This window comes from Candidatus Woesearchaeota archaeon (assembly GCA_016188115.1).
Classification (GTDB): domain Archaea; phylum Nanobdellota; class Nanobdellia; order Woesearchaeales; family GW2011-AR9; genus JACPIK01.
In genome coordinates this window covers 334,187-354,673 of sequence record JACPIK010000002.1, presented here as the reverse complement: position 1 = coordinate 354,673, position 20,487 = coordinate 334,187, and the positions used below count along the sequence as shown (strand labels likewise).

Genomic DNA, 20,487 nt, shown 5'->3' with positions numbered 1-20,487 from the left:
GTGCGTCACGAGGGATAGAGGCATACGTTTATAAATTCATAAATGCTTCTTTGGTATGATGTTTAAAAGAGGGCAGATTACAATCTTTGTAATAGTGGGTGTGATTGCGCTGTTTGTATTTCTTGTAGTTTTTAAGGTAACATCAGACAAAAATACTATCCCATTAGGAACTACTTTGTTAGATTCAGAGTTTGAACCTGTGCGTGTCTATGCACAGTCTTGTTTTGAAGATGCTACTCAAAAAGCATTGGAAAAATGGGGACAAAAAGGTGGGTACTATCAAACTCCTCCCGTATACACTTACTATTTTTCTACGCTTATTGAAATTCCGGTTTATTTTAATCGTACCGATGTTCATATTCCCTCTGAAGAAATGATTACAGCTGAGCTAAATCGTTATATTGCGGATGAAATTAATCAATCTTGTTCATTTACGTTTTTTGAACAGCAGGGGTATGATTTTGAGTTAGGTGTTCCTACAGTATCTACTTTTATTACTGATTTTAATGTAGAGGCAACTATTTTGTATCCTATTTCTATAACAAAAGATGTCAAGAGTGGTACTTTACAGGATTTTAGTGTTTCATTGGTTGCTCCTGTTAAAGGGATGTATACCCTTGCTGCAAGTGTAAGTCAGGAGAGATCCCGCAGCGAAGGTTTGTGTTTAAGTTGTATCGTGGAGTTATCTGAAAAATTTAATTTTGATGTTACAGAGGTTTCTAATGTTGAAACAGGTACAACGATTCTTCAAGTTAAAGAAAGTGATTCGAGTACGCCTCTGTTATTCCAATTTGCATTGTATGATGATATTTATACTTCAGAGGGTGATATTTGGTCATGAAACGAATAGAGAAGAGGTGGTTATTTATCAGTTTTATATTTCTGTTTTTAGTAATTATTTCCCCATTTACCAGCGCAAACAATCATGCGATGGTAAATTATAATGAGTTTTCACAATATGATCCTCTTCAACAGGAACAATATATTGATACCTATTTTACGCAACTAACCAGTGAGGTAGCGTGGTCTGAAGGAGACACTGAATTTGTAGATCAATATTTTAAAGAGCAGGGGGCGAGTGCAATTAATACTCATAAAGAAGTTTTTGAGCATTTTATGGAACAGAAGGGTGTAGTTATAACACTCAATGGTGAGATTGTTGATTATAAAGCTGATGGTACTCTTGTTGCACAAGATAATACTCAAGTTAATCCTACTGATTGGGTGGGAGTATATGACTTTGAGGTAGATACTGATGGTAATTTACAGCTTATTTCTAAAGGGGTCAAACATTCAATTCAGGGAACGGTTCAAAGAAATGACATGGGTGAGATGATAGTTACAAAGGGCAGTATTGGTGGAAAACAGATTGATGGTGGGATACTTACTATTGATGGCTCAGTTATTAAAGGAAAAGCTTTTGGTTTTGGAGATACAGTATTTGCTGGAGAAGAACAAAGGAAATCAGGTGTTATGGTTTTTAATGATAATGAACAACAGTTTAAATATGTTTCAGCTCGCGCCGATTTTTCGTATGATGCTCGGGATAACTCATTGACAATATTAAATCCAGAAAATAGGCCAAAATTATTTTTGTCAAAAGTTGGAAAAGATATTACTATTAAGTCAAAGTCAAATGCGTTTGTTTATTTTGTAGATGATGGAATAGTATTAAAAAATTCTCAGATTAAAGTAGAAAACGGCAAAGTTACACAGATAAAAACGCCTTTGTCGGTAGATCCGCATGATCGCGGTGGCGGAGTTTTAGTAGAAGGGTTAATACATTTTTTAAACTCTGGAACAACACTTAACTTATGTTATGATGGTTCATGTCCAAAGCAAGGCAATTATGTGCACTATCAAGCAGATGGTTTTGAAGTTTCAGGAAAAGGTTTTGAGACAAAACTTGATCGCGCAGTTTTGTCAGGTATAAAGAATAATGTTCTTGGTAAAGAATGGGTTGGTTCACGATATGAATTAATCAAAGGTGATGATTATCCCCCTATTCAACGAAAATTTCTAGCAGAAAATTATTTTGAGGGAAGAGGGTTAGAAGGGAATGCAGATTATTATGATTATTTTACAGTACGTCCTAATGGGGGTAGAGTAGCATATACAAACATAAATAATAAAGTGGGTCTATCTGTTGCTGGTCCTGCGGTTATAAATAATGGTTACTGGTCAATAGAATATGATGGTTCTAAAGTTCTCAAAAGAGAAGCGTATAATCCTCGGACTCATAGTAGATCTCAATCTTCTTTTATTAGTGATACGGATGGAAGGGATGTTGTTCCCATGACGGTTTCGTTTAGTAACAATGATAATAGTCAAAGTGGGTACTCTTTTATTGATTATAATGGGCGTCCAGACATTTTTGTTTATCCTGGTCGTTACACGGGTGTAACTGCTAATGGTGCTGATCCGGAAAATGAAGAGGAATTCTCAAATTTGTTTAAGTATAATTTGAATTTACTTGAAGGTCAACCTCTTGATTTTAGTGAAGGAAAACCACTTGAAGAAATTCCCGATACAAATGAATTTGTGTGTGTTGATGTAGCTATTTGTTCCATTAAACAAACAACAGGGTATGATATACTTGAAGATATGGCTGTTGTTGGTAAAGGGAAAAGTTGGGGGTCGGTAGATCTGCGTAGTAATTGGGCATTATATGAATATTTTCAAGCTAGTCCTCATTTTGAAACACGACAATTTGATGGAAAAGACTTTTATGGATCTGATGAGTCATTACGGGGCAGTTGGAAAGATGGACAAAAAGTTGATATCAATAAGATCACTTTTACTGATCAAAAAGCACCTCCGGTGGATTGGGAGAAAGATTATGGTCTACGTAAGGATAGAATAAATTTTGTGATGTTTGAAGCTCATGATATTCAAAGAGATACTTCCACTGACCAATATCAGAAAATAGGTGGTCATCCTCAGGATCACTTAGTTCCAGTTTATTGGGGTGAATATGAAAACAAGTATACTCATCAGAAAAATGAGGGTTGGATTTCTGTTCAAGCACCGGGTGGATGTCGAGCTAGTGGTGTTTGTGAAATTCCTCTTAATGATTGGATTGCAACGAGACGATGTGAATCTAGTATTATGACTGCAATGAGGGGTTGTATAGGGTATATGGGTGTAAATCAAGTTATACAACCTAAGTTAGGTCAGCTTAAACAAGCTGCTAAGAGAAAGTAGTAAAATAGTAAAATAGTAATAATATAAATAATAAGAATAATTAATGTATTAAATATTAGTAATAAATTTATTTTTTTAAGAACTCATTTTAAGAATTTATACTAACTTGTTTACTTTCTTGGTAGGCGCGGTCTTACAATTTCAAAAGGATATTGAGGGTAAAGACGTGGGGTGATGTTGCCAATACGTCTAAATTGAGGCTGTTGCAAAAGGGTATCTAATGCAAGATCGTTTATATCAAGTATGCCGTTTCCATTATCAAGAATCAGTCCTGCTGCATGCGGTGATTTGCCTTTTCCTCCCCAAATAAGAATATCTCCCGGATGAACTGCTTGGGGATTGTTAGCATCAAAAGGAATACGTTGATTAGGATCTGATTCGAAAAGAAATGCTGCGTTATGACCTTTTGCTGTTACAATATGAGTAGTTCCTTGGGTTCGCAAACCTTGTGAGTTAGTATAATCAATATGGCTTCCTGCTCGTTTCAAACCAAAAACAAGCAAGTCTGCGCAATCTGATGCAAGATATCCTTCTACGATTGGTCTGGTACTTGCCCACATATATGGTGTGTTAAAAAGGCGTGATGATTCATTGAGCCATGGTTCCCATTGATCGTTAGCAAAGGAAATTCTAAGAACTTGTTGGCTGCTTCTTAGAGTTCTCATATCTTCTATGCTGGGTGTTTGAAATTCTTTTTGACCATATGTTAACTGGAGTGAATAACGCATAACGCCTACTCCTGTTTTACTATCACTAAATTGATCTCTGAGGGTAGTAGGGTGAGCATCAGCGACTTGTTCCCAACCTGTTTTCCACTCTGTTTCTACATATTTAATTCTATTACATTGTGGGTCGTAGGCGTTGCATCCATTTTCTTCTTTATCATTCTGATAAAATTGATTAAAATTATCAAAAAACTCAATCTTTTTCCATTGAAGTTTTAAGTCTGTTGAATAGTCCCAAGGTTTAATTTTATTTTTGGGTATTTTTTTACCGTTGAGTGTTAATGACGGTGCTGAAGTGAAGTAGAATTGTCCATTTGGTGTTGTTGCTTGTACTACTGCATATAATGTCACTGTTTGATCTTTATGTGGGTCTTTTGGGCGTTCGTCGATTTTTCCTCCATATTCTGATACAGCAAAAATATTCATAACTTCAACGCCATTAATATGTTGATCTTGAAATTGTTGCGTAAGAGTTTGTGTTCTTTCTTCAAGTGAAACTTCTTGTTTTGGAGGTGCAGGAGAATTAGAGGAGTTAGGGGAAATAGGGGAGTATGCAATTGCGGTGGAATGAGTAGAAGTCGTCGTTTCAGATGAAGGATCTACGCATCCTACATACAATGTAGTAAGAAGGGTTATGCCAAATGGGCGTGCTGACATAACTATAAACAGCGATAATTACTTTATAAACCTTGTTAAACAGTTATTACTTAGGAGTAGTTTAATAGAAAGAGTTATTTTTTTATTTATAAGACTAACAATAATACTAATTCATTAATACTTGAAAATGATGAGAGTTAGAGAAGAAAATGAACAAACTAATTAAGACAAATAAACTAAAATAAATAGGATTACAATAATAAACAGAATTACAAAATTCCTATCCGCGTTTGAATTCGCCAGCAACATCAATCAATTCGACGTGTCCTAGCATGATTCCACGGCAGCAGTAGCGACGTAATCCTAATGAATCCATCACTTTTGCTGCGTTTTCGCCTTTTTCAACACGTTCTTTGAATTCTTCGTAAAGATGTCCAACGGGTTTTCCACAGGAAAAGCAACGAATAGGGATGATCATTTTTTGGTCTACCTGTATGATTTTTGTCGTTTAGCACGAGCTTTGGAATCGTTAGGTTTACATGATTCTTTGCGACGAACGTCAGCAACAAGCAGTAAACGGTCATAGTCGGTGAAGACTTTTTTGAGTTCTTCGTGTTCTTCAACTAATACACGGGCAATAGCAAGACGAGCAGCATCTGCTTGAGAGCTTACTCCTCCACCATTGATAATAACTGCAATATCAACTTTATGTGCGATGGGTCCAGCAAGCACGAGTGGTTCTGATACTCTCATGCGTAAAAGACTGTTACCAAAACTTTCAAATCCTTGTCCATTAATAAAGATTCTTCCAGTTCCTGCTTTTAGAGATGCACGAGCAACTGCGCATTTTCGTTTTCCTTTTGTAAGGTTTTGAGTTTGAGATTTCATTGTTTAGCACCAAGACGTTTACACATTTCTCCAATTGTGATATATTTAAGTGTTGGTAATTTATCTGAACTTGCTTTTGGTGTTGGAATGGTTGTTTTTCCTTCAAATTCAGCTGGAACACCAATATAACATAAAACTCGCTTATATGCTTCACGACCACGAGTAAATTTCCATGGAAGCATTCCCCGCACAGTTCGACGTACATGTCGGTCTGCTAAACGGGAGATAGTTTGAGCTTTTAAAGGGTATCCTTTACGGAGACGGCGTTGTTTTTCACGTGCGAGGGTATTTTCTTTTGCACCACTAATTAACGCTTTTTCACAGTTAATAATGCGGACTTCCTCACCAAGTAAAGCGTCTTTAGCAACAAGAGTTGCAAGTCGTCCAATGATCATGCCTTCTGCGTTGTAGATTCTCATGTTAATTATCCTAGGATCCTCACTTTTTTAGTATCTGGGTTATGAGCAAGTAGCTCTTGAATAGTTGTTGCTTTGCCTTTTGCAGCTTCAATTTTATGTTTTGCTTCAGCTGAGAATTGAAGTGCTGCTACATGTACTTTTTTGGTTAAGTCTCCTACACTGAGTACTTTTCCAGGTACAATAACAATCTCTCCATCTTGAGCAAATTTTTCAATTTTATAGATATTAACCATACGTCGTTGACGAGACGGTTTTCGCACGTCTTTTGCTACACGTTTCCATAATGGAGATGTGCGTGCTTTCTCATCAAGTACATTTAGTAATTGGATTGTCTGGTAATTAGTTGGGCCGCTGCGTATCATCTTAAATCAAGCCCTCCATTTCATCAATTTTTTCTATTAATATTTCTGCACTTTTTACAAGCATTTGTTTAGGACTAAGTTGTCCCCAGCTTTCAACAGTGAGTATGATATTTCCAGTGTATTCTAAGGTGATTTCTGGGTCAAGTTCGGTATAAAATTCAAGTAAATTACTGTCGTATAATTTGTCTTCATTCACTTCAATTTTATTTCCTTTTAAGGTTAAAACTCCATCAGTGCTTTGCGCAACTACAGCAGCTGCGTCTTTTACTTTACCTACATTGAGTGAAGCTTCATTACGATAAAATGCCCATCCTGGTGACCATTTGGTATGATCTTTTCCTTGTCCCATGACTGCGATAAGTGTTAGATCAACTTTTTGTTTTGCTAGTAATTTAACTAATGGCATTTTAGGATATACAAAGGTACATTTTGGATCTGCGCTTTCTGCTTCTTCAGCATAGACATATCCTTTTTTGGATGCTTTGAGTTTTAGTTGTAAGGTGCAACGAGCACTACGTTCTTGTACTTCTTCTATTGATTTAGGAAGGGAATAATTTGCAAGATCAGTTTTTATTGGCACTAATCCGATACGTAACGCGAGCATCTCATCATAAAGGGCACTGTTGTTATCTTTGATTTCTATGTCTTCAACAGCGAGAGTTGGCACTTCTTCGAGAATAAGACGACGTAGAGTATTAATAAATGCGTCATCTGCACCTTTAACACGTACATTAAGACGATTTTCTTTTTTACTCTCAGAGATCTTTTCAATATGAATTGCCATTTCTGCTTAAACCCTCCGTCCACGACGTCCGCCTTTCATTCGGCATCCGTTATGAGGTTCTGGTGTTACTTCATCTATTTTACCTATGCGAATTCCAATACGAGAGAGTGCGCGAATTGCTGCTTGTGCTCCAGGCCCGGTATTTTTTGGACCGTTGTGACCGCCTTTTCCGCGAACACGTATATAGAGTCCACTAATACCCTTTTCTGCGCAAATTTCAGCAACTTTTTTGGCACATCCCATTGCAGCAGTTGGTGAACTTTCAAGACGGTCAGATTTAACCATCTGCCCACCACTTGCGCGAGCAATAGTTTCAGTACCAGTAATATCAGTTACGGTGATGATTGTGTTGTTGTATGTTGAAAGAATGTGAGCAACTCCCCAACGAATTTTTTGCATTGGCTTTGCTGCAAATGAACCACGTTCAACCATTTCTGAGACGCCTTTTGCTGGTTTCATTCTACATTCTCCTCAGGAATTATGACATCTTCTTCATCATTTCCTTTATTCTTTTTGTCTTTTTTAGAATCGTCTTTAGGTTTAGTAGCTACAATCCGTTCTGGGTGATCTACATTAATGAATACAGATTTTTCATGGAATGCAATAGCTTCTTCTTCCTCTAGGGGTACAAGATAGGAAGGTGATGTTACTTCTTTATCTGCGATGCGAACGTGTCGGTGTGTGATAAACTGTCGTGCTTGTTTCATACTTCGCGCAAGACCTTTACGATAGACTACGCTTTGCATACGTCGATTTAATACATCTTTAACTTCAAGTGTAAGAATTTGATCTAAGGTGCCAGTTGATGGTAAGATACCAAGGCGTTTGAGTTTTGCTAATACCAATTCTTTTTCTCGTTGAGCTTGTTGTGTTTTAGTAGCAATAAGATTTTTTGCAATCTTTTTGTACTTACGTAAAAAAGAGCTTGCTATGAGAATTTCTTTTTTCTTTACAAGTCCAAATTCTTGAACTAGTACTTTTTCAGATTCAATAGCAGCACGAATCCAAGGATGGTTCGGAGTTGAATATTTCTTTTTAAGTTTTTTAGGATCTCCCACGTGTTAACACCTTACTATTTCTTCTTCGCAACGCCTACAACTTTGCCTTTACTTCGTCTGAAGTTTGACCGAGTACGTTGACCACGTACTGGTAGACCACGGATGTGACGAATTCCGCGAAGGGATTTAATTTTTTTGAGTCGTTTAAGATCGTTTTCTTGTGTGAATGATAATGAACTAGTAATCAAATGTTTATTTTCGCCAGTTTCGTAGTCTTTACGTCGATTAAACATCCAAGTAGGAAGTCCTGCTTTTTCTAAATGAGCAATAGTCTCATTAATTTTGACGAGTTGTTGATCTGTAAGTTCTCCAGCTTTAGTTGTTCGGGGAACAGAAGAGATTGAGAGGATTGCATCGGAGAGAGTAACGCCGATTCCGCGGATGTTGGTAAGTGCATAGCGAATAGATTTAGTACCTGGTAGGTCTACATTCGCTACACGCACAATGTGTTTGAAATCTTTTTTTGGTTCTACGGACATTTTGAGTTTGACCTTTTTTATAATTGCCTAGAAATCGCCTGAACAGCTTTGCTGGTATGGTCGTTGACTATACTTCACATTTGCTGCCCTGTAATCGCGTTAACTCGGGCAAAGATACTTGACAAAAAAGCAGGTGGTTTATAAACTTTTCTGAAATGGGGGTTTTGTGGTTCAATTAGTGTCTGTTATGATTTGTCGTTCTTAAGCTTATTTTGAATTCGCCCCTAATTAGTAGTGATCTTTAAATAAAATTTATTATTTTAACCATAAATGGTCTGACAAAAGTTTTTTCACGAAGGAGATTATATGCTTCAAGTTAAGAGTTGATTATTTTCTTTTTGTTTTACAATATGGGTTTGAATAACAATAAAATCTATAAAGCTTTAATTTAAATTAGCTTTTTTAATGACAATTATTGTTTCTGTTGGTGGTCCTAGTGCTGCGGGAAAAACTACCTGTGTTGATGCGCTCTATGAACGTCTTTCACAGCATTGTCGTGTAGGCAAATTAAGTTTAGATGATTGTTATCGTGATCTTGTGGCGGCTGGTTTATCTACTGAGCAGCGTTGTGCATTAGAGATCAACACTACTTTGAATTGGGATCATCCAGATATTATTGACTGGGAGAAACCGACTGGTTGGTATACTGCTCTTGCGCAAGGTAAATCCGTTACTTTTCCAAAATATTGTTTTGCAACTCACTCTTTTACTCAAATTGATGGCAGTACTCGAGAGGAATCAGTTCAGGGAGATGTAGAGGTTGTTCTCGTTGAAGGCCATTTACTTCTTTATTTTCCTGAAATTAGAAATCATAGTGATAGGCTTTATTTTGTTGATAGCCCAAAAGAAGTTTCGATTGTGCGTCGCTTTCAGCGGGATTTGTGTGAACGTCGTCGCAGTCCAGAATCAGTTTTAGCACAATTAGAGTCAACGGTACTTCCGATGCAGGACCAGTTTATTGCTCCTTGTGCTTATTATGAGGGTGTTCGTTTTGTTCCATGGTATGATAATGACTCAGCAGTTGCTCAATTAAGGTCTTTGGCTAATGGTCACGGTTTTCTAGGTTATATTAAACAACAAATTCAAGAGGAAGAAGCGAATCAACTTGCCAATCGTCTATTTATGGTTGCTCATCCTGCTCACCAACGTATGGTGGAAAAAGCAACGCTTTATGGTGTTATTGAAGGATTAGCAGAAGATATTTATTCTTTATTGGGTAGAGGGCAGTTACCTCGGGAACGTGGTCGTACACTGCCTGTAATTGAGAAACTTCTCGCTGTATAAATCTTATTCTTCTAACTCATTTTTATTTTGTTGTTCTGCTGCTGCATCTTGTGTTTCTTGTTCTTTCTCTCGTTTTCGCGCTTCTTTACGAATCTCTTTTTCTTGTTCTTTTTCTTTGAGAAATTCCTGTTCACGCAGATGTTTTCTCCATTTAAAGATAGTATAATTCACGGGATTTTTGACGCGTTGACAGATACCGGTGTCACATTTACAACCGAGAGCTTTGTAATATCCTTCATTATCACAATTTGGCGGTAATTTTTCACCAGCGACATAGCTCATAAATTGTCCCTTGATGTAGACTTCACGCAGTGGTTCAGGATTACGTTTGTTCCATTCAAAAATATATTTTTCTACTTCGTCTTGATTCCAGCCAATTTTTCCCAAGAAATTCATAAGGCAAAATAATCCTCGTTTTTTTCCGTCGATAAGTCCTCGGGAGATGTGTTGGATACAGGGTGGAAAAAACTCTTCTTTAATGGGGCTGGTGATTTGAATCTCTTGTTGTTTTTTGGTACTTTCTCTGGTTTTGTCACGGTCTTCTTTATGAACAAAATCATATGCTTTGATGAGTAGTGTGCGCGCAGAATCTGTGTAAATGTCACGTCGTAAAAATGGTCTAATTGCGGTGATTTTTTCCGGATCAGCCATGTCGCGAGTAAATGCAGCGACGCTGTGGATATCAATTGGTATGCTTGCAAGTCCTGATTTTTCATGCAGGCTATAAGGCATGCGGTAGAGGTGGCGTGAAGCGATAAGTATGGTGTCGATTTCTAAAAAAGCGTCGACATTGAGGTGAGCAATATTTTGCCCTTGTGCGTTTTTCTCGTGATAAATGATATCTTCTGTGTTGAGGTTTACTTTTTCTTTAATCTTGGCAAAATCGCCTTTTTCAAAGAGAACGATACGTCTTGCTAGTTCTTTTTTGATGTTGTGGGTAACATAAGCTGCAATTTTTCTTGCTGCTTCAGGAAAGAGTTTTTTCGTGCTAACATTATTTATCTGTTGGGGAAATGCTTCAAATGGAACGCCGATGTGGAACCCTTTATTCCCGCTAAATTTGATGAATATATCTTCTGTACTTACTTGAGTATATTCTAAAAAAGCGATGACAAGTTCAGCAGCGATACGACTATACTCAAAGATGGCACAGTCGATATCTAAGATAAGATCCCATCCACAGCGTAGTGCAGTTAGTTCTTCTCTGTTGAGTTTACTATCAATTGCTAACGGGTTGGTCCAGAGTTCTTCACTAGAATGAAATGAGGTGGCACCGTTCATGACGACGTCGAGTACATCACGCTGATATTGTAATGTATCAGGGCGTTTGCCAAAGCCTTCACCATACCGGATACCTATCTCTTTACGCTGTGCATGGTCAACGAGTGCTTGTTGTATCTCAGGACGTTTGTAATGCTTGAGGAGCGTACTTTTAGAGATGACCATGCATTAATCAGGAGAGCATGAAGTTTAAAAGGTTGTCTGTGGAAAGAAATTATTTTACTAAAATAAATTAAGAAATTATCTAGGTGATCGGTCTAGGATTGCTGTTAATTTTGTGTATACTGCGTCTGTTGGTTCTATTCTTTGGTAATTTCTATGTTGCTCGTTGAAATTAAGCGAATTTCCTTCAAAATCAAGATGATTTATATTAGTGCTCCAAATATTATAATGTGGCTTCTTCCCTGTAATTGGTTCATATTCAATAACGCTACAACGAGTAGCAGAACCCACTTCGTTTAATTCATGGCCACCATGGGCCATCCATCGTTTATGTTCTCGTTCAGTTGATGCTAAGGTTACAAGAACTTTGTCTCCAGGAATAAGATTTGCTATATCTTCTATTCCAGTTACGGACATGTATAAAGGTCGTCGTGACCTCTTTTATTTCTTGGCACTAATTAAAATGAGAAAAATTATAATCCGCTCGCGTCTTTTTTGAACTCTTCTGCTTTCTTTTTCATAGATTTAAGAGCTTCTTTGACTGCTTTACGTGGTTCGATACCTTTAGTTTCAAGAAGAAATTGAGGAACACCAATCAATGGGTGATCAATACGGTAGGTAGAGAGGGTTACACCTTTAACAGCAAGAAGTTCTTCTTTTAAAAGATTGCAAAACGTGTGAGTTTCGCCTTTGAGTTGGAATACAAGCTTGGTTTTTGATTCTTCAAGAACATTTACTTCCATGGTAAGAGGAGTTTCAGGGGGCTTGTTTATAAACTTTTCGTGACAGCTCGTGGATCGCGCGGTAATTCGTTTCGGTTTGGTTTCGGATGTTCTATTAGTTGTTCCTCTAATTCTTCAAGAGGATATACGCCATTATAAAAACGAACTATTATTAGATCGCAAAGTGTTCCTTCTTGCTGCATGGTGCGAAACAGTGAAGGTAAAAAGCCCCCTTCATCTTGAAATACGCGTTCAAGGTTTCTGGTTGTGCGCTCATTACTATATCCTTGTGGATTATGGAATAAATATTTATAATCTCTCCACATTTGATTACTTTGCGAGCAGACATTGTAGGTAACTAAGATGAGTGGACTAGATGTAAGGTTTCTTTGCGAGGCACGAACTGTTTGTGAATTACTTGTTAAAGTATAATGGTTGGCTTGACGTGTTTGAAGATGGTGGTTGGGCATAAGCTCTTTGATGAAAGTTTCATATCCTTGTGGATTAGCGGGAAGGGAGAGTATTTGTTTATCCACATCGTCTGTTTTAAACTGAGGGGGTGTTTCGTATAGTGTTCTAGCTTCTACCAAACCGCGTGGCATTGAAGAGACCAACGAGGCAAGATAATATACTCCCATGGGTGTCTTGGTGGTATGTTTACTTTTTAATATTTACTCTCTAAAAGTAAATACATTGCCTGCCAGCTCAACAAAAAGACTTAAAAACCTCAAAAATGTTCTTAGGTATAGGTGATTGATGATGAAACTTATTCTTACTAAAAAACCAAAAAATGTTACGATTATTGAGGGCTTTCCTGGCTTTGGTTTAATTGGCACGATTGCAACTGAATTTTTAATGGAGCATTTACAAACTGAAAAAATAGGTACGGTTGAAATAGATGATATTCCTGCAATGGTGGCAATTCATGGAGGAAAAGTTGTTGAGCCAGTTTCAATTCATTATAATAAAAAGCATAATCTCGTGCTTGTTCATGCACTTAATGTTGGAAAAAATGCAGGATGGCAACTTGCTGATGTTGCGTTAGAACTTGCTAAACAAGTGACTGCAAAAGAGATAATTTCGTTAGAGGGTGTTGGTTCTCCAAGTGGTGAAGACAATCGAATTTTTTATTATACTTCAAAGAAAAATACGATTGGCAAGTTAGAAGGTATGGCGTCGCCACTCATGGAAGGAGTTATTGTGGGTGTTACTGGAGCGTTACTTGCAAAAAATTCTTTAATACCACAAATGGCCTTGTTTGCAGAAGCGAGAAGTAATTTACCTGATAGTAAAGCAGCAGCTCATATTATTCAAGCATTGGATGCATATTTGGGTCTTGAAATTAATCCTCAACCATTGCTAAAACAAGCTCAACAATTTGAAGCGCAGTTGCGAGGAATGCTGCAAAAAGGACAAAAAGCTCAAGAGATACAGGAAGAAAAACATTTGAGTTATGTGGGGTAAGAGTATGGCTCAAAAACAACAAGTAATGCCTCCAGTTGCTTCTTCGGTGTCAAAGAGTTCTTCGTTTCCCTCTTTAACATTACTTTTTGCTGTCGTTGTTATTGCGGTTGCAGTAGTGGATTATTTTAAAATTTATACTATTCCTCCTCTAGCTATTGATGTTGTGCTCTTAGTTTCTGGTTTGAAATTATTGTATTGGGGCGTTGAGAAAGGCTTTGAGAAGCGAAGGAAGGAGATGTTTAAGAAGTATATTTGATTTTTAATTTTATAGTAACTGCTTGGACCTACTAGTATTATTTTAGTAATCATCAAAAATTTCTTTGGTTGTAATGGGCATTGTAGGTGAAATAATTCTCATTGCTTTATTAACACCTGCGAAAAATATAAAACTATTCGGTGTTGATTAAATATTTCATTCTTTAAATATCTAATATTAAATTGGATATTTAAGAAACTAAAAAATTAAATGTTTTAGTTTTTAATTGAATATTCAGTTCTTAATCTTTCCTGTACTTGGTTAAATAATTCAGAATCTAATAATTGTTTATGTGTTCCTTTACTTCCCTTTCCAGCAAATTTTACCTCACCAAGGTATGCCCTATTAGACAAAATTTTTTTTAGCCCGTTGACACTCACACCATGCATTTTAGCTAATTTGGTTAGGCTGTGATTGCCTTCTAAAAATAAACTGTACATAGACTTAACGCGCGCCGCGTTTTGTTCATCGATAACTAATTTCTTATCTATCATCACATATCCTAGCGGAGGCTTAGTGATTGCGCCCCCTTCTTGGAATTTACGTTCCATACCGAAGGTGGTGCGCTCTCCGATGATATTTCGTTCAAATTCTGCGAAGGCCGAAATAATATGAAACATTAATTTTCCCGATGCTGATGCTGTTTCAACTTTATCTTGTAATGATACAAAATCTATTCCCCAGACTTTGAGTTTATCGATTGTAAGAATAAGATCTTTGAGGCTACGGCTAAAGCGATCTAATTTGTAGATAAATATTGCAGAAAAGACGTGGTTTTCAGCATCAAATAACATTTGTTGCATGGCTGGGCGATGTTTGAGATCTTTTGCTGATTTTCCTTCGTCTTTGTAGATCTTATGTATATCATACCCTAAGGCAGAGGCATAATTACGCAGAGAATCTTCTTGTGCTGCTAACGAGAAACCTTCTTTAGCTTGTTCTTCGGTTGAAACGCGAGTATATATTGCAGCTAGTGGTTTTGGCATTTGCATAACCTCAGTTTTATTCATTAACTTTGCTTTTTTGTGCACTAAGGGCATTCAGTTTTAATTTCTTTAGTAACTTAGGGCTCCCTAAGTATATAAAATTTGCGTTCAGAACAAGAGAAAGTCCGTTCGCGTTCGTTTTTAGAACCCTTAGTGCACAGATAATATCATGAAAGATAGAAGTTGGTTGGTGTTTGAAAAGTTCTGATGGAGGATGCTAGTTTAAAGTAGTTTTTAGAACCTAAGTGAACAGAAAAATAACCATTGCCCAGTTTGAACCAAATCTTTATATGGTAATGTGAAATCCAATCATTATGGTCGATGATAAAATTTTACAAAGAAGTTTTTATGCTTCATTAGGTAATGATTTAAAACCCTACATTAGTCACGTGGGTGAATTAACGCTGGGTGACCAAGGAATCATGGCATCAGAACTCCGCCCCAAAGAAACATTAGATACTTTATGTTTACGAGTTGGTTTAAAGGAACAACCAAGAGAAGTAGTACTTCCAGAAACATACCAAGGACATAGAATTTTTTATGAAGTAGGTGGTCAAATTAGGGCGAAGTAAGTATCATTCATTAGTTCTAAAACTTTCAATCAAATCTACTAGTTTTTCGAAAATATTGTGCCTAAGTTTAGTTGATTTGGGTCAGCCCAAGTGAAGGAAACTACCCTCCCAAGTTAGTCTTAATTATTTAATTTAAGATTAAAATATGTAGGTTTGCTTTATCTAATTATTACTTGTATTTTTAAGAAATGTAATTGTTAGATTTAACTATAAATTCTTGGAATAAAATATTTAATTATCTCTCCTATCTTTTAGAAACTGGTTTATAATCAATACTTAAATATTTCAGCTCGTAAAACTTATATATTGTCTCTTTATCCTAAATAGATTATGGATAGTCGAAATGTGCAACGAACAGGCGATATGTTTTATGTTTATCTCCCCACTCGTTGGTGCAAAAAGTATAATATCTCTGGTAAAACAAAAGTAGGTATACAAATAAACGCCGACGGATCTTTGAGTATTCATCCGCAAGCTGCAACCAAAAAGAAAACACATCTCCAAATTAAAGTAAAAGGTGAAGACATAGATGCATTACACAAGCTTATTGTTGCAAGTTATATTAGTCCTGCTGATTCATTTAGAATTACACTAGATAATGAATTAGATTTTACCAAAGTTCTCAACCAGAAGAATCTGATGAGCTTAGAACTAGTAGAAATTGATGGAAACCATATTTTATGTGAATCATCAATGAGTGTTAATGACCCGTTACTTCTTCTTACTACGATGATTCGTAAGACTCGTAATTTATTGAGTGTTCTTGTAACTGAAGCACCCAAAGAGCTATTTGATCGATATGAGAGCGAGATTGATCGCAGCCGCGTCTTGATTGAGAAATCAGTTATCGGATCATTTGTTAATCCAGCTGAATCACAGCATAAGACGGTAGAACTATACTTTATGTCATTAATTTCAAAAGAATTAGAAAGATTGGCGGACCATCTTGTTTCGTTAGAAAAACCAAGTGAGTCATTTTGTAAAAAAGTTGCGAAAGGATTGGGATTGATCCAGGATTTGTTGGATAATGGCTGTAAAAAATTAGATGTGGATAGTGCTCTGGCGTTTGTGTCATTTATTTCTACATTACAGGATATTAAAGTCAAAGACGTAGAGAGTTATGATCAGCGCCGCATCGTTCGTGCACTGCATGCGATTTCTGAAGTAGTGATTGATTGGGCTGTGATTAAGGAAGGAGAGAAATAGACCACAAATTCTTTTATAATAAAGCTATTATGAAGAGAATATGTCTTTATCGTTAGTTAGAAGTGTAAAGAATGCGGTACAGAAAACACAACAGGTCCATGCGTTAAATGCCACAGAAATTCTTGAAGCGTTAGTACGAGTAGCAGATACAGTTGACAAACGCTTTACACCAACACGGTTAGATGACTGGTGGAAAGTAATAGATGAGGTAGAGTACGGACCATTTATTCATGATATTGGCGTGGAACAAGGACATAATTATCAAGACCCCGAAATACACCATCGACCATTATGGGGATATAATAAACAACACCACTATTTTCGTAAAAGAGATATTGACAGACTTAGACCTTTCCTTACTATAGTAGATGAAGAGAAATTCGGAGCTTTAGATATAAATGCAGAACTTCTGATTATGACGTTTCATATCAATTATGATTTAACTATGTCTAACTATTATTTTGATAGGTCATTTTTACCCCAAGCGTTAGAAAATTATGTTGGTTTAGGCAAAGCATTTGCAAAGAGGGCAGCCCCCATATGGGAAACTATTTTACGAGCTCGCGGCTATAGAGAAAAAGGTGAGACTGAAGCTGAGATCATACGGATTCTTGCGGCATCGCGTGTTTCAGATAAAGATCGGCCCGTCAGACTCATCCATGATGCCACACCAGCGGATTTATTTCGTTACCAAAATAGGTTTATAGGATTACTTCATGACACAAATGCACCTGATGCCCTTAGAGCAAACCTGGTTGATTTAATTTGGGGTTTAGGAGTGTATACTACTTGGCCACACCCATTAGGATACGTACAATTTAATAATGAACAAAAAATAAAAAGTTTATTAGAATAGATTATAGAATTTATTCGTCGCCTTCTGCTTCTAATTCTTCGATAGCTTTTTCGTATTCTTGTTCAGAAATAACTTTTTTCTTCATAAGAAGTTTAATTAAAGCGTTAAGCAAAAGGGTATTTTCATCAACAACGTCTTCGAGTTCCATTTCTTCGTCATCGAATTCTTCAGCGTCGTGGTTATTATGGTTGTTTTGTGGCATAGTAGTTTCCTCCAGGTTTTAGGGCTTGGAAGAAGGTTGATTAATAAAGGTATCTGGTGAGAATGGAATAGTATTATTTTAGTATTTTTTTTCTATACTTTTTGTATTATTTATGTACTTTGATGATCCTCATTGGACAATCACGAACGGTGCGTAATGATACCTCTAGTTCAATTTGGGAGATGGAAAGAATGGTTGTTTCTCCTTTTTGTATTCCTTTCTTAAGAATCGATTTGCCATCAAGTGGATTTATTTCCCAATGTTGAGGATCTAATTCTACACAGGCATTGCAACCTATACAGCGTTCACGAAGGTGAATTAACGTGGGCATATATCCCTCTGTTTCCAACGATATACTTTATCATTTTTACGCACTGTACTAGAACAGGGAAAAGTCACTAATGATGATTTTGGAGCGTGAACTACATTTTTCTCATCAATACAAAGCTGCGATACGGTAACTTCTTGAATGCCGGTAGTTGGGCCTGTTACAAAAATGGTTTCTGCTACTTTTAATTCACCAGCATCGAGTAGAACTTGTGCAATCTGTGTTTTGGGATAATAGTTATCTACTTTGCCAACATAAATTTTCTCGTGGGTTGCTTGTGACCCATACGACCCACTCCATTCCCCAAGTTGTTTTCCGAGGTAATAACCGCCTTGCCAAAATCCACGATTATACACTTGCGATAGACGGGTTGTCCACGTAGCTATTTTTTCAGGCGTGTAGGTCTTGTCTTGATAGGCAAGAATAGCTTCTTTGTATACAGTTGCTGTTGTGAAGACATACTCTGGCCCTTTTCCTCTCCCCTCTATTTTGAATATAGAAACACCACTTTCAATGAGCTTATCGACAAAGCCGATCGTGCAGAGATCTTTAGGCGACATGATGTATTTATTATCAACAACTAATTCATCTCCTGTTTCTTCGTCAGTAATTTTGTACGAACGTCGACAATTTTGTAAACACGCACCACGATTTGCTGAGGCATTATACGTTGCAAGACTCATATAACATTTCCCAGAGATAGCAACACATAATGCACCATGAACAAAGACTTCAACGTCTACTATTTTGCCAGAAGGTCCTTTTATTTGTTGATCTTTGATTTGTTGCACAATTTTTGTGATTTGCTCTAACGTGAGTTCTCGCGCCAGCACTACCGTGTCAGCAAATTGAGAATAGAATTTTACAGCATCAATATTTGTAATATTAGCTTGAGTGGATAGATGGATAGCAAGACCAATTGATCGAGCATAGATCATAGCAGCAACATCAGCAACGATAACTGCATTGACACCAGCTTTTTTTGCTTCATTACAGATTTTATGCATTAATGCGAGATCATGATCATACAAGATAGTATTTAATGTAAGATACGCTTTGATATTATTTTTATGACACTGCTTAACGATTTCGTGTAAATCCTCAATGCTAAAATTATTCGTTGAACGAGCCCGCATATTAAGCTGCTCAATACCAAAATACACGGAATCAGCTTTTGCTTGGATTGCAGCAGCAAGCGCTTCAAATGATCCCACAGGCGCCATAATTTCGGGAATTTTGTACATACTTCATTTTTAGGTGAGATTTTTATAAGATTTTGGGAGAAAAACAACAAATAAAGAAATCCAACAAAATAACTTGGTTAACGTGTTGGATTTCTAATAGGAAACCAACCAACAACACCGAAGAACTTAGTTGGTTTCCTATAAAGAATTGGAAAATAGAAGTAGGTAGGTGAGAGAAAAACGAAGGCTTAGTTTTTTAAATGCGGCTTAAATTGAAACTGTATGCAGGAAGAGAACCAATATTATTCTTATAATTCAGGCGACCTACCTAAAGGCTGCGAGATGTGTGTGCGTGGAGAGAAAGTAGTTTTATTTGTGACTGGAATTTGTCCCAGAAAATGCTACTTTTGCCCTCTTTCTGATGCAAAATATGGTAAAGATGTTAGTTTTGCAAATGAACGATCACTTCAAAGTTCGCAGGATTTAATTAAAGAAGCAGAAATGATGGATGCAAAAGGGGCAGGGATTACTGGCGGCGATCCGCTGATTAAAATTGAACGAACACTACGTTATATTAAAGCCCTTAAAGACCATTTTGGAAAAGAGTTCCATATACATCTGTACACTTCCTTTAATTTAGTTAGTGAAAAAAACATGCAGCAATTGTATCAAGCAGGCCTTGATGAGATTCGTTTTCACCCCGATCTAGAAAGCACACGATTTTGGAAACATATTCTTTTTGCTCGAAAATTTCCATGGTCAATGGGTATTGAAGTCCCTCTGATTCCTACAAAGAGAAAAGAATTGAAAGCTATGATAGATTATTTTTGTGATAAAGTGGACTTTATGAATTTTAATGAATTAGAACGAGCAGATAATGATCTTTCAAAAGTAGATGAACTTGGACTTAAAACGATTGATCAATTTAGTTATGCCATAGAAGGGTCAGTTGAGCTTGGATTAGAACTGATGGAATATGTCAAGACAAAAAAAGGCGACTTGCCCGTTCATGTTTGTACCGCAAAACTTAAAGATGCAACACAGCTTACAAATCGCTTGGAAAGGGAATCACACGGCATGAAACGCGATTTTGATCGAGTTGACGATGAAGGACTCTTAGTACGAGGAGCATTGTATTTACCAGATCTTTCACCCGGATTTGGGTATAGGGCGAAGTTGGCAGAGATGGATAAAATACCAATTCTAGATCAGTTGAAAGTGATTGAGAAAAAAATATTGAATCACATACCTCTCAAAGAAAATGAATATGCATTAGATTGTGAAAAACCACGAATTTTATTAGGTGTCAAAAATCTGCGTGTGCATAAAGCATTTTTCCATTCTTTAGGTCTGTTGACCGCAATTGTAAAAGAATTGCCTACGGCGGATCAATTAGAAATTGAAGTAGATTTCTTGGAGTGAAGTTATATAGATAGCGATAACTGAAGTTAGCCGAAAGGCTTAAAAT

26 protein-coding genes are annotated in these 20,487 nt (G+C 36.8%); 9 read left to right on the top strand and 17 right to left on the bottom strand.

What is annotated here, in order from left to right:
* The first annotated feature begins 55 nt into the window (after positions 1-55).
* Together HYV86_01960 and HYV86_01955 are read left to right on the top strand one after the other, a co-directional pair.
* A complete protein-coding gene (locus HYV86_01960) occupies positions 56-841 on the top strand; it encodes a hypothetical protein (GenBank protein ID MBI2572600.1) in 786 nt (261 codons plus the stop codon).
* Positions 838-3,204 carry a hypothetical protein gene (locus HYV86_01955; GenBank protein ID MBI2572599.1) on the top strand — a complete coding sequence of 789 codons (2,367 nt, stop codon included), beginning with the start codon at positions 838-840 and terminating at the stop codon, positions 3,202-3,204. Before HYV86_01960 ends, HYV86_01955 begins: the two co-directional genes overlap by 4 nt.
* A 110-nt stretch (positions 3,205-3,314) precedes the next feature.
* Here HYV86_01955 and HYV86_01950 read toward each other — a convergent pair whose 3' ends face one another.
* The 9 genes from HYV86_01950 to HYV86_01910 form a co-directional block, all read right to left on the bottom strand.
* Entirely contained in the window at positions 3,315-4,586 is a 1,272-nt protein-coding gene (locus tag HYV86_01950; GenBank protein MBI2572598.1) for a hypothetical protein, read from the bottom strand.
* A 220-nt stretch (positions 4,587-4,806) separates the two neighbouring features.
* The gene (locus HYV86_01945) at positions 4,807-5,004 is read right to left on the bottom strand and encodes a DNA-directed RNA polymerase subunit N (protein MBI2572597.1); all 198 of its coding nucleotides are present in this window, start codon (positions 5,002-5,004) and stop codon (positions 4,807-4,809) included.
* Between the two features lie 8 nt (positions 5,005-5,012).
* Complete coding sequence (locus tag HYV86_01940) at positions 5,013-5,414, bottom strand: 30S ribosomal protein S9 (protein ID MBI2572596.1); 402 nt, start codon at positions 5,412-5,414, stop codon at positions 5,013-5,015.
* Positions 5,411-5,833, bottom strand: coding sequence for a 50S ribosomal protein L13 (gene rplM, locus HYV86_01935; protein MBI2572595.1), 423 nt, complete (start codon positions 5,831-5,833; stop codon positions 5,411-5,413). Before rplM ends, HYV86_01940 begins: the two co-directional genes overlap by 4 nt.
* 5 nt (positions 5,834-5,838) lie before the next feature.
* Positions 5,839-6,195, bottom strand: a complete 357-nt coding sequence (locus HYV86_01930; protein MBI2572594.1) for a 50S ribosomal protein L18e — start codon at positions 6,193-6,195, stop codon at positions 5,839-5,841.
* A 1-nt stretch (position 6,196) separates the two neighbouring features.
* Positions 6,197-6,979, bottom strand: coding sequence for a DNA-directed RNA polymerase subunit D (locus HYV86_01925; GenBank protein ID MBI2572593.1), 783 nt, complete (start codon positions 6,977-6,979; stop codon positions 6,197-6,199).
* A gap of 6 nt (positions 6,980-6,985) precedes the next feature.
* A complete protein-coding gene (locus HYV86_01920; GenBank protein MBI2572592.1) occupies positions 6,986-7,378 on the bottom strand; it encodes a 30S ribosomal protein S11 in 393 nt (130 codons plus the stop codon).
* Positions 7,379-7,434: 56 nt separating this feature from the next.
* Complete coding sequence (locus tag HYV86_01915) at positions 7,435-8,037, bottom strand: 30S ribosomal protein S4 (protein MBI2572591.1); 603 nt, start codon at positions 8,035-8,037, stop codon at positions 7,435-7,437.
* 14 nt (positions 8,038-8,051) lie between these two features.
* Positions 8,052-8,516, bottom strand: coding sequence for a 30S ribosomal protein S13 (locus tag HYV86_01910; GenBank protein MBI2572590.1), 465 nt, complete (start codon positions 8,514-8,516; stop codon positions 8,052-8,054).
* Between the two features lie 405 nt (positions 8,517-8,921).
* Here HYV86_01910 and HYV86_01905 point away from each other — a divergent pair, with 405 nt between their 5' ends.
* Positions 8,922-9,800 (top strand): hypothetical protein, encoded by an 879-nt coding sequence (locus tag HYV86_01905; protein MBI2572589.1) that lies wholly within the window; start codon positions 8,922-8,924, stop codon positions 9,798-9,800.
* 3 nt (positions 9,801-9,803) lie between these two features.
* On the opposite strand, the gene HYV86_01900 is transcribed toward HYV86_01905, so the two are convergent.
* From HYV86_01900 to HYV86_01885, 4 genes are all read right to left on the bottom strand, one after another.
* A complete protein-coding gene (locus tag HYV86_01900) occupies positions 9,804-11,246 on the bottom strand; it encodes a hypothetical protein (GenBank protein ID MBI2572588.1) in 1,443 nt (480 codons plus the stop codon).
* A gap of 75 nt (positions 11,247-11,321) precedes the next feature.
* Positions 11,322-11,660 carry a hypothetical protein gene (locus HYV86_01895; GenBank protein ID MBI2572587.1) on the bottom strand — a complete coding sequence of 113 codons (339 nt, stop codon included), beginning with the start codon at positions 11,658-11,660 and terminating at the stop codon, positions 11,322-11,324.
* 56 nt (positions 11,661-11,716) lie between these two features.
* Positions 11,717-11,986, bottom strand: coding sequence for a DNA-directed RNA polymerase subunit L (locus tag HYV86_01890; protein MBI2572586.1), 270 nt, complete (start codon positions 11,984-11,986; stop codon positions 11,717-11,719).
* A gap of 26 nt (positions 11,987-12,012) precedes the next feature.
* The gene (locus HYV86_01885) at positions 12,013-12,603 is read right to left on the bottom strand and encodes a hypothetical protein (protein ID MBI2572585.1); all 591 of its coding nucleotides are present in this window, start codon (positions 12,601-12,603) and stop codon (positions 12,013-12,015) included.
* Positions 12,604-12,721: 118 nt separating this feature from the next.
* Here HYV86_01885 and HYV86_01880 point away from each other — a divergent pair, with 118 nt between their 5' ends.
* Both HYV86_01880 and HYV86_01875 read left to right on the top strand, forming a co-directional pair.
* Entirely contained in the window at positions 12,722-13,429 is a 708-nt protein-coding gene (locus tag HYV86_01880) for a proteasome assembly chaperone family protein (protein ID MBI2572584.1), read from the top strand.
* Between the two features lie 4 nt (positions 13,430-13,433).
* On the top strand, positions 13,434-13,685 hold the full coding sequence (locus tag HYV86_01875; GenBank protein MBI2572583.1) for a hypothetical protein: 252 nt from the start codon (positions 13,434-13,436) through the stop codon (positions 13,683-13,685).
* Between the two features lie 215 nt (positions 13,686-13,900).
* Here HYV86_01875 and HYV86_01870 read toward each other — a convergent pair whose 3' ends face one another.
* On the bottom strand, positions 13,901-14,671 hold the full coding sequence (locus HYV86_01870) for a recombinase family protein (GenBank protein ID MBI2572582.1): 771 nt from the start codon (positions 14,669-14,671) through the stop codon (positions 13,901-13,903).
* Between the two features lie 314 nt (positions 14,672-14,985).
* Between HYV86_01870 and HYV86_01865 the strand changes: the two genes are divergently transcribed.
* The 3 genes from HYV86_01865 to HYV86_01855 all read left to right on the top strand — a co-directional run bounded on the left by HYV86_01865 (position 14,986) and on the right by HYV86_01855 (position 17,305).
* Complete coding sequence (locus HYV86_01865; GenBank protein ID MBI2572581.1) at positions 14,986-15,243, top strand: hypothetical protein; 258 nt, start codon at positions 14,986-14,988, stop codon at positions 15,241-15,243.
* A 330-nt stretch (positions 15,244-15,573) separates the two neighbouring features.
* Entirely contained in the window at positions 15,574-16,449 is an 876-nt protein-coding gene (locus HYV86_01860; protein ID MBI2572580.1) for a hypothetical protein, read from the top strand.
* Between the two features lie 40 nt (positions 16,450-16,489).
* The gene (locus HYV86_01855) at positions 16,490-17,305 is read left to right on the top strand and encodes a hypothetical protein (GenBank protein MBI2572579.1); all 816 of its coding nucleotides are present in this window, start codon (positions 16,490-16,492) and stop codon (positions 17,303-17,305) included.
* Between the two features lie 10 nt (positions 17,306-17,315).
* Here HYV86_01855 and HYV86_01850 read toward each other — a convergent pair whose 3' ends face one another.
* The 3 genes from HYV86_01850 to HYV86_01840 all read right to left on the bottom strand — a co-directional run bounded on the left by HYV86_01850 (position 17,316) and on the right by HYV86_01840 (position 19,079).
* Entirely contained in the window at positions 17,316-17,507 is a 192-nt protein-coding gene (locus HYV86_01850) for a hypothetical protein (GenBank protein ID MBI2572578.1), read from the bottom strand.
* 106 nt (positions 17,508-17,613) lie between these two features.
* Entirely contained in the window at positions 17,614-17,838 is a 225-nt protein-coding gene (locus HYV86_01845; protein MBI2572577.1) for a ferredoxin, read from the bottom strand.
* Positions 17,826-19,079: a U32 family peptidase gene (locus tag HYV86_01840; GenBank protein ID MBI2572576.1), complete on the bottom strand. Its 1,254-nt coding sequence runs from the start codon at positions 19,077-19,079 to the stop codon at positions 17,826-17,828. The genes HYV86_01845 and HYV86_01840 overlap by 13 nt, the downstream gene beginning before the upstream one ends.
* A 222-nt stretch (positions 19,080-19,301) precedes the next feature.
* Here HYV86_01840 and HYV86_01835 point away from each other — a divergent pair, with 222 nt between their 5' ends.
* Complete coding sequence (locus HYV86_01835; protein ID MBI2572575.1) at positions 19,302-20,441, top strand: radical SAM protein; 1,140 nt, start codon at positions 19,302-19,304, stop codon at positions 20,439-20,441.
* Positions 20,442-20,487 lie beyond the last annotated feature (46 nt).

What these genes read in the sequence shown, in the direction of transcription:
- HYV86_01880 (MBI2572584.1), top strand. Translation starts at nt 12,722, where the DNA reads ATGATGAAACTTATTCTTACTAAAAAACCAAAAAATGTTACGATTATT.
- HYV86_01895 (MBI2572587.1), bottom strand. Translation starts at nt 11,660, where the DNA reads ATGTCCGTAACTGGAATAGAAGATATAGCAAATCTTATTCCTGGAGAC.
- HYV86_01860 (MBI2572580.1), top strand. Translation starts at nt 15,574, where the DNA reads ATGGATAGTCGAAATGTGCAACGAACAGGCGATATGTTTTATGTTTAT.
- rplM (MBI2572595.1), bottom strand. Translation starts at nt 5,833, where the DNA reads ATGAGAATCTACAACGCAGAAGGCATGATCATTGGACGACTTGCAACT.
- HYV86_01850 (MBI2572578.1), bottom strand. Translation starts at nt 17,507, where the DNA reads ATGCCACAAAACAACCATAATAACCACGACGCTGAAGAATTCGATGAC.
- HYV86_01910 (MBI2572590.1), bottom strand. Translation starts at nt 8,516, where the DNA reads ATGTCCGTAGAACCAAAAAAAGATTTCAAACACATTGTGCGTGTAGCG.
- HYV86_01865 (MBI2572581.1), top strand. Translation starts at nt 14,986, where the DNA reads ATGGTCGATGATAAAATTTTACAAAGAAGTTTTTATGCTTCATTAGGT.
- HYV86_01840 (MBI2572576.1), bottom strand. Translation starts at nt 19,079, where the DNA reads ATGTACAAAATTCCCGAAATTATGGCGCCTGTGGGATCATTTGAAGCG.
- HYV86_01960 (MBI2572600.1), top strand. Translation starts at nt 56, where the DNA reads ATGATGTTTAAAAGAGGGCAGATTACAATCTTTGTAATAGTGGGTGTG.
- HYV86_01835 (MBI2572575.1), top strand. Translation starts at nt 19,302, where the DNA reads ATGCAGGAAGAGAACCAATATTATTCTTATAATTCAGGCGACCTACCT.
- HYV86_01875 (MBI2572583.1), top strand. Translation starts at nt 13,434, where the DNA reads ATGGCTCAAAAACAACAAGTAATGCCTCCAGTTGCTTCTTCGGTGTCA.
- HYV86_01925 (MBI2572593.1), bottom strand. Translation starts at nt 6,979, where the DNA reads ATGGCAATTCATATTGAAAAGATCTCTGAGAGTAAAAAAGAAAATCGT.
- HYV86_01885 (MBI2572585.1), bottom strand. Translation starts at nt 12,603, where the DNA reads ATGGGAGTATATTATCTTGCCTCGTTGGTCTCTTCAATGCCACGCGGT.
- HYV86_01930 (MBI2572594.1), bottom strand. Translation starts at nt 6,195, where the DNA reads ATGATACGCAGCGGCCCAACTAATTACCAGACAATCCAATTACTAAAT.
- HYV86_01955 (MBI2572599.1), top strand. Translation starts at nt 838, where the DNA reads ATGAAACGAATAGAGAAGAGGTGGTTATTTATCAGTTTTATATTTCTG.
- HYV86_01890 (MBI2572586.1), bottom strand. Translation starts at nt 11,986, where the DNA reads ATGGAAGTAAATGTTCTTGAAGAATCAAAAACCAAGCTTGTATTCCAA.
- HYV86_01945 (MBI2572597.1), bottom strand. Translation starts at nt 5,004, where the DNA reads ATGATCATCCCTATTCGTTGCTTTTCCTGTGGAAAACCCGTTGGACAT.
- HYV86_01905 (MBI2572589.1), top strand. Translation starts at nt 8,922, where the DNA reads ATGACAATTATTGTTTCTGTTGGTGGTCCTAGTGCTGCGGGAAAAACT.
- HYV86_01900 (MBI2572588.1), bottom strand. Translation starts at nt 11,246, where the DNA reads ATGGTCATCTCTAAAAGTACGCTCCTCAAGCATTACAAACGTCCTGAG.
- HYV86_01845 (MBI2572577.1), bottom strand. Translation starts at nt 17,838, where the DNA reads ATGCCCACGTTAATTCACCTTCGTGAACGCTGTATAGGTTGCAATGCC.
- HYV86_01940 (MBI2572596.1), bottom strand. Translation starts at nt 5,414, where the DNA reads ATGAAATCTCAAACTCAAAACCTTACAAAAGGAAAACGAAAATGCGCA.
- HYV86_01855 (MBI2572579.1), top strand. Translation starts at nt 16,490, where the DNA reads ATGTCTTTATCGTTAGTTAGAAGTGTAAAGAATGCGGTACAGAAAACA.
- HYV86_01870 (MBI2572582.1), bottom strand. Translation starts at nt 14,671, where the DNA reads ATGCCAAAACCACTAGCTGCAATATATACTCGCGTTTCAACCGAAGAA.
- HYV86_01920 (MBI2572592.1), bottom strand. Translation starts at nt 7,378, where the DNA reads ATGCAAAAAATTCGTTGGGGAGTTGCTCACATTCTTTCAACATACAAC.
- HYV86_01950 (MBI2572598.1), bottom strand. Translation starts at nt 4,586, where the DNA reads ATGTCAGCACGCCCATTTGGCATAACCCTTCTTACTACATTGTATGTA.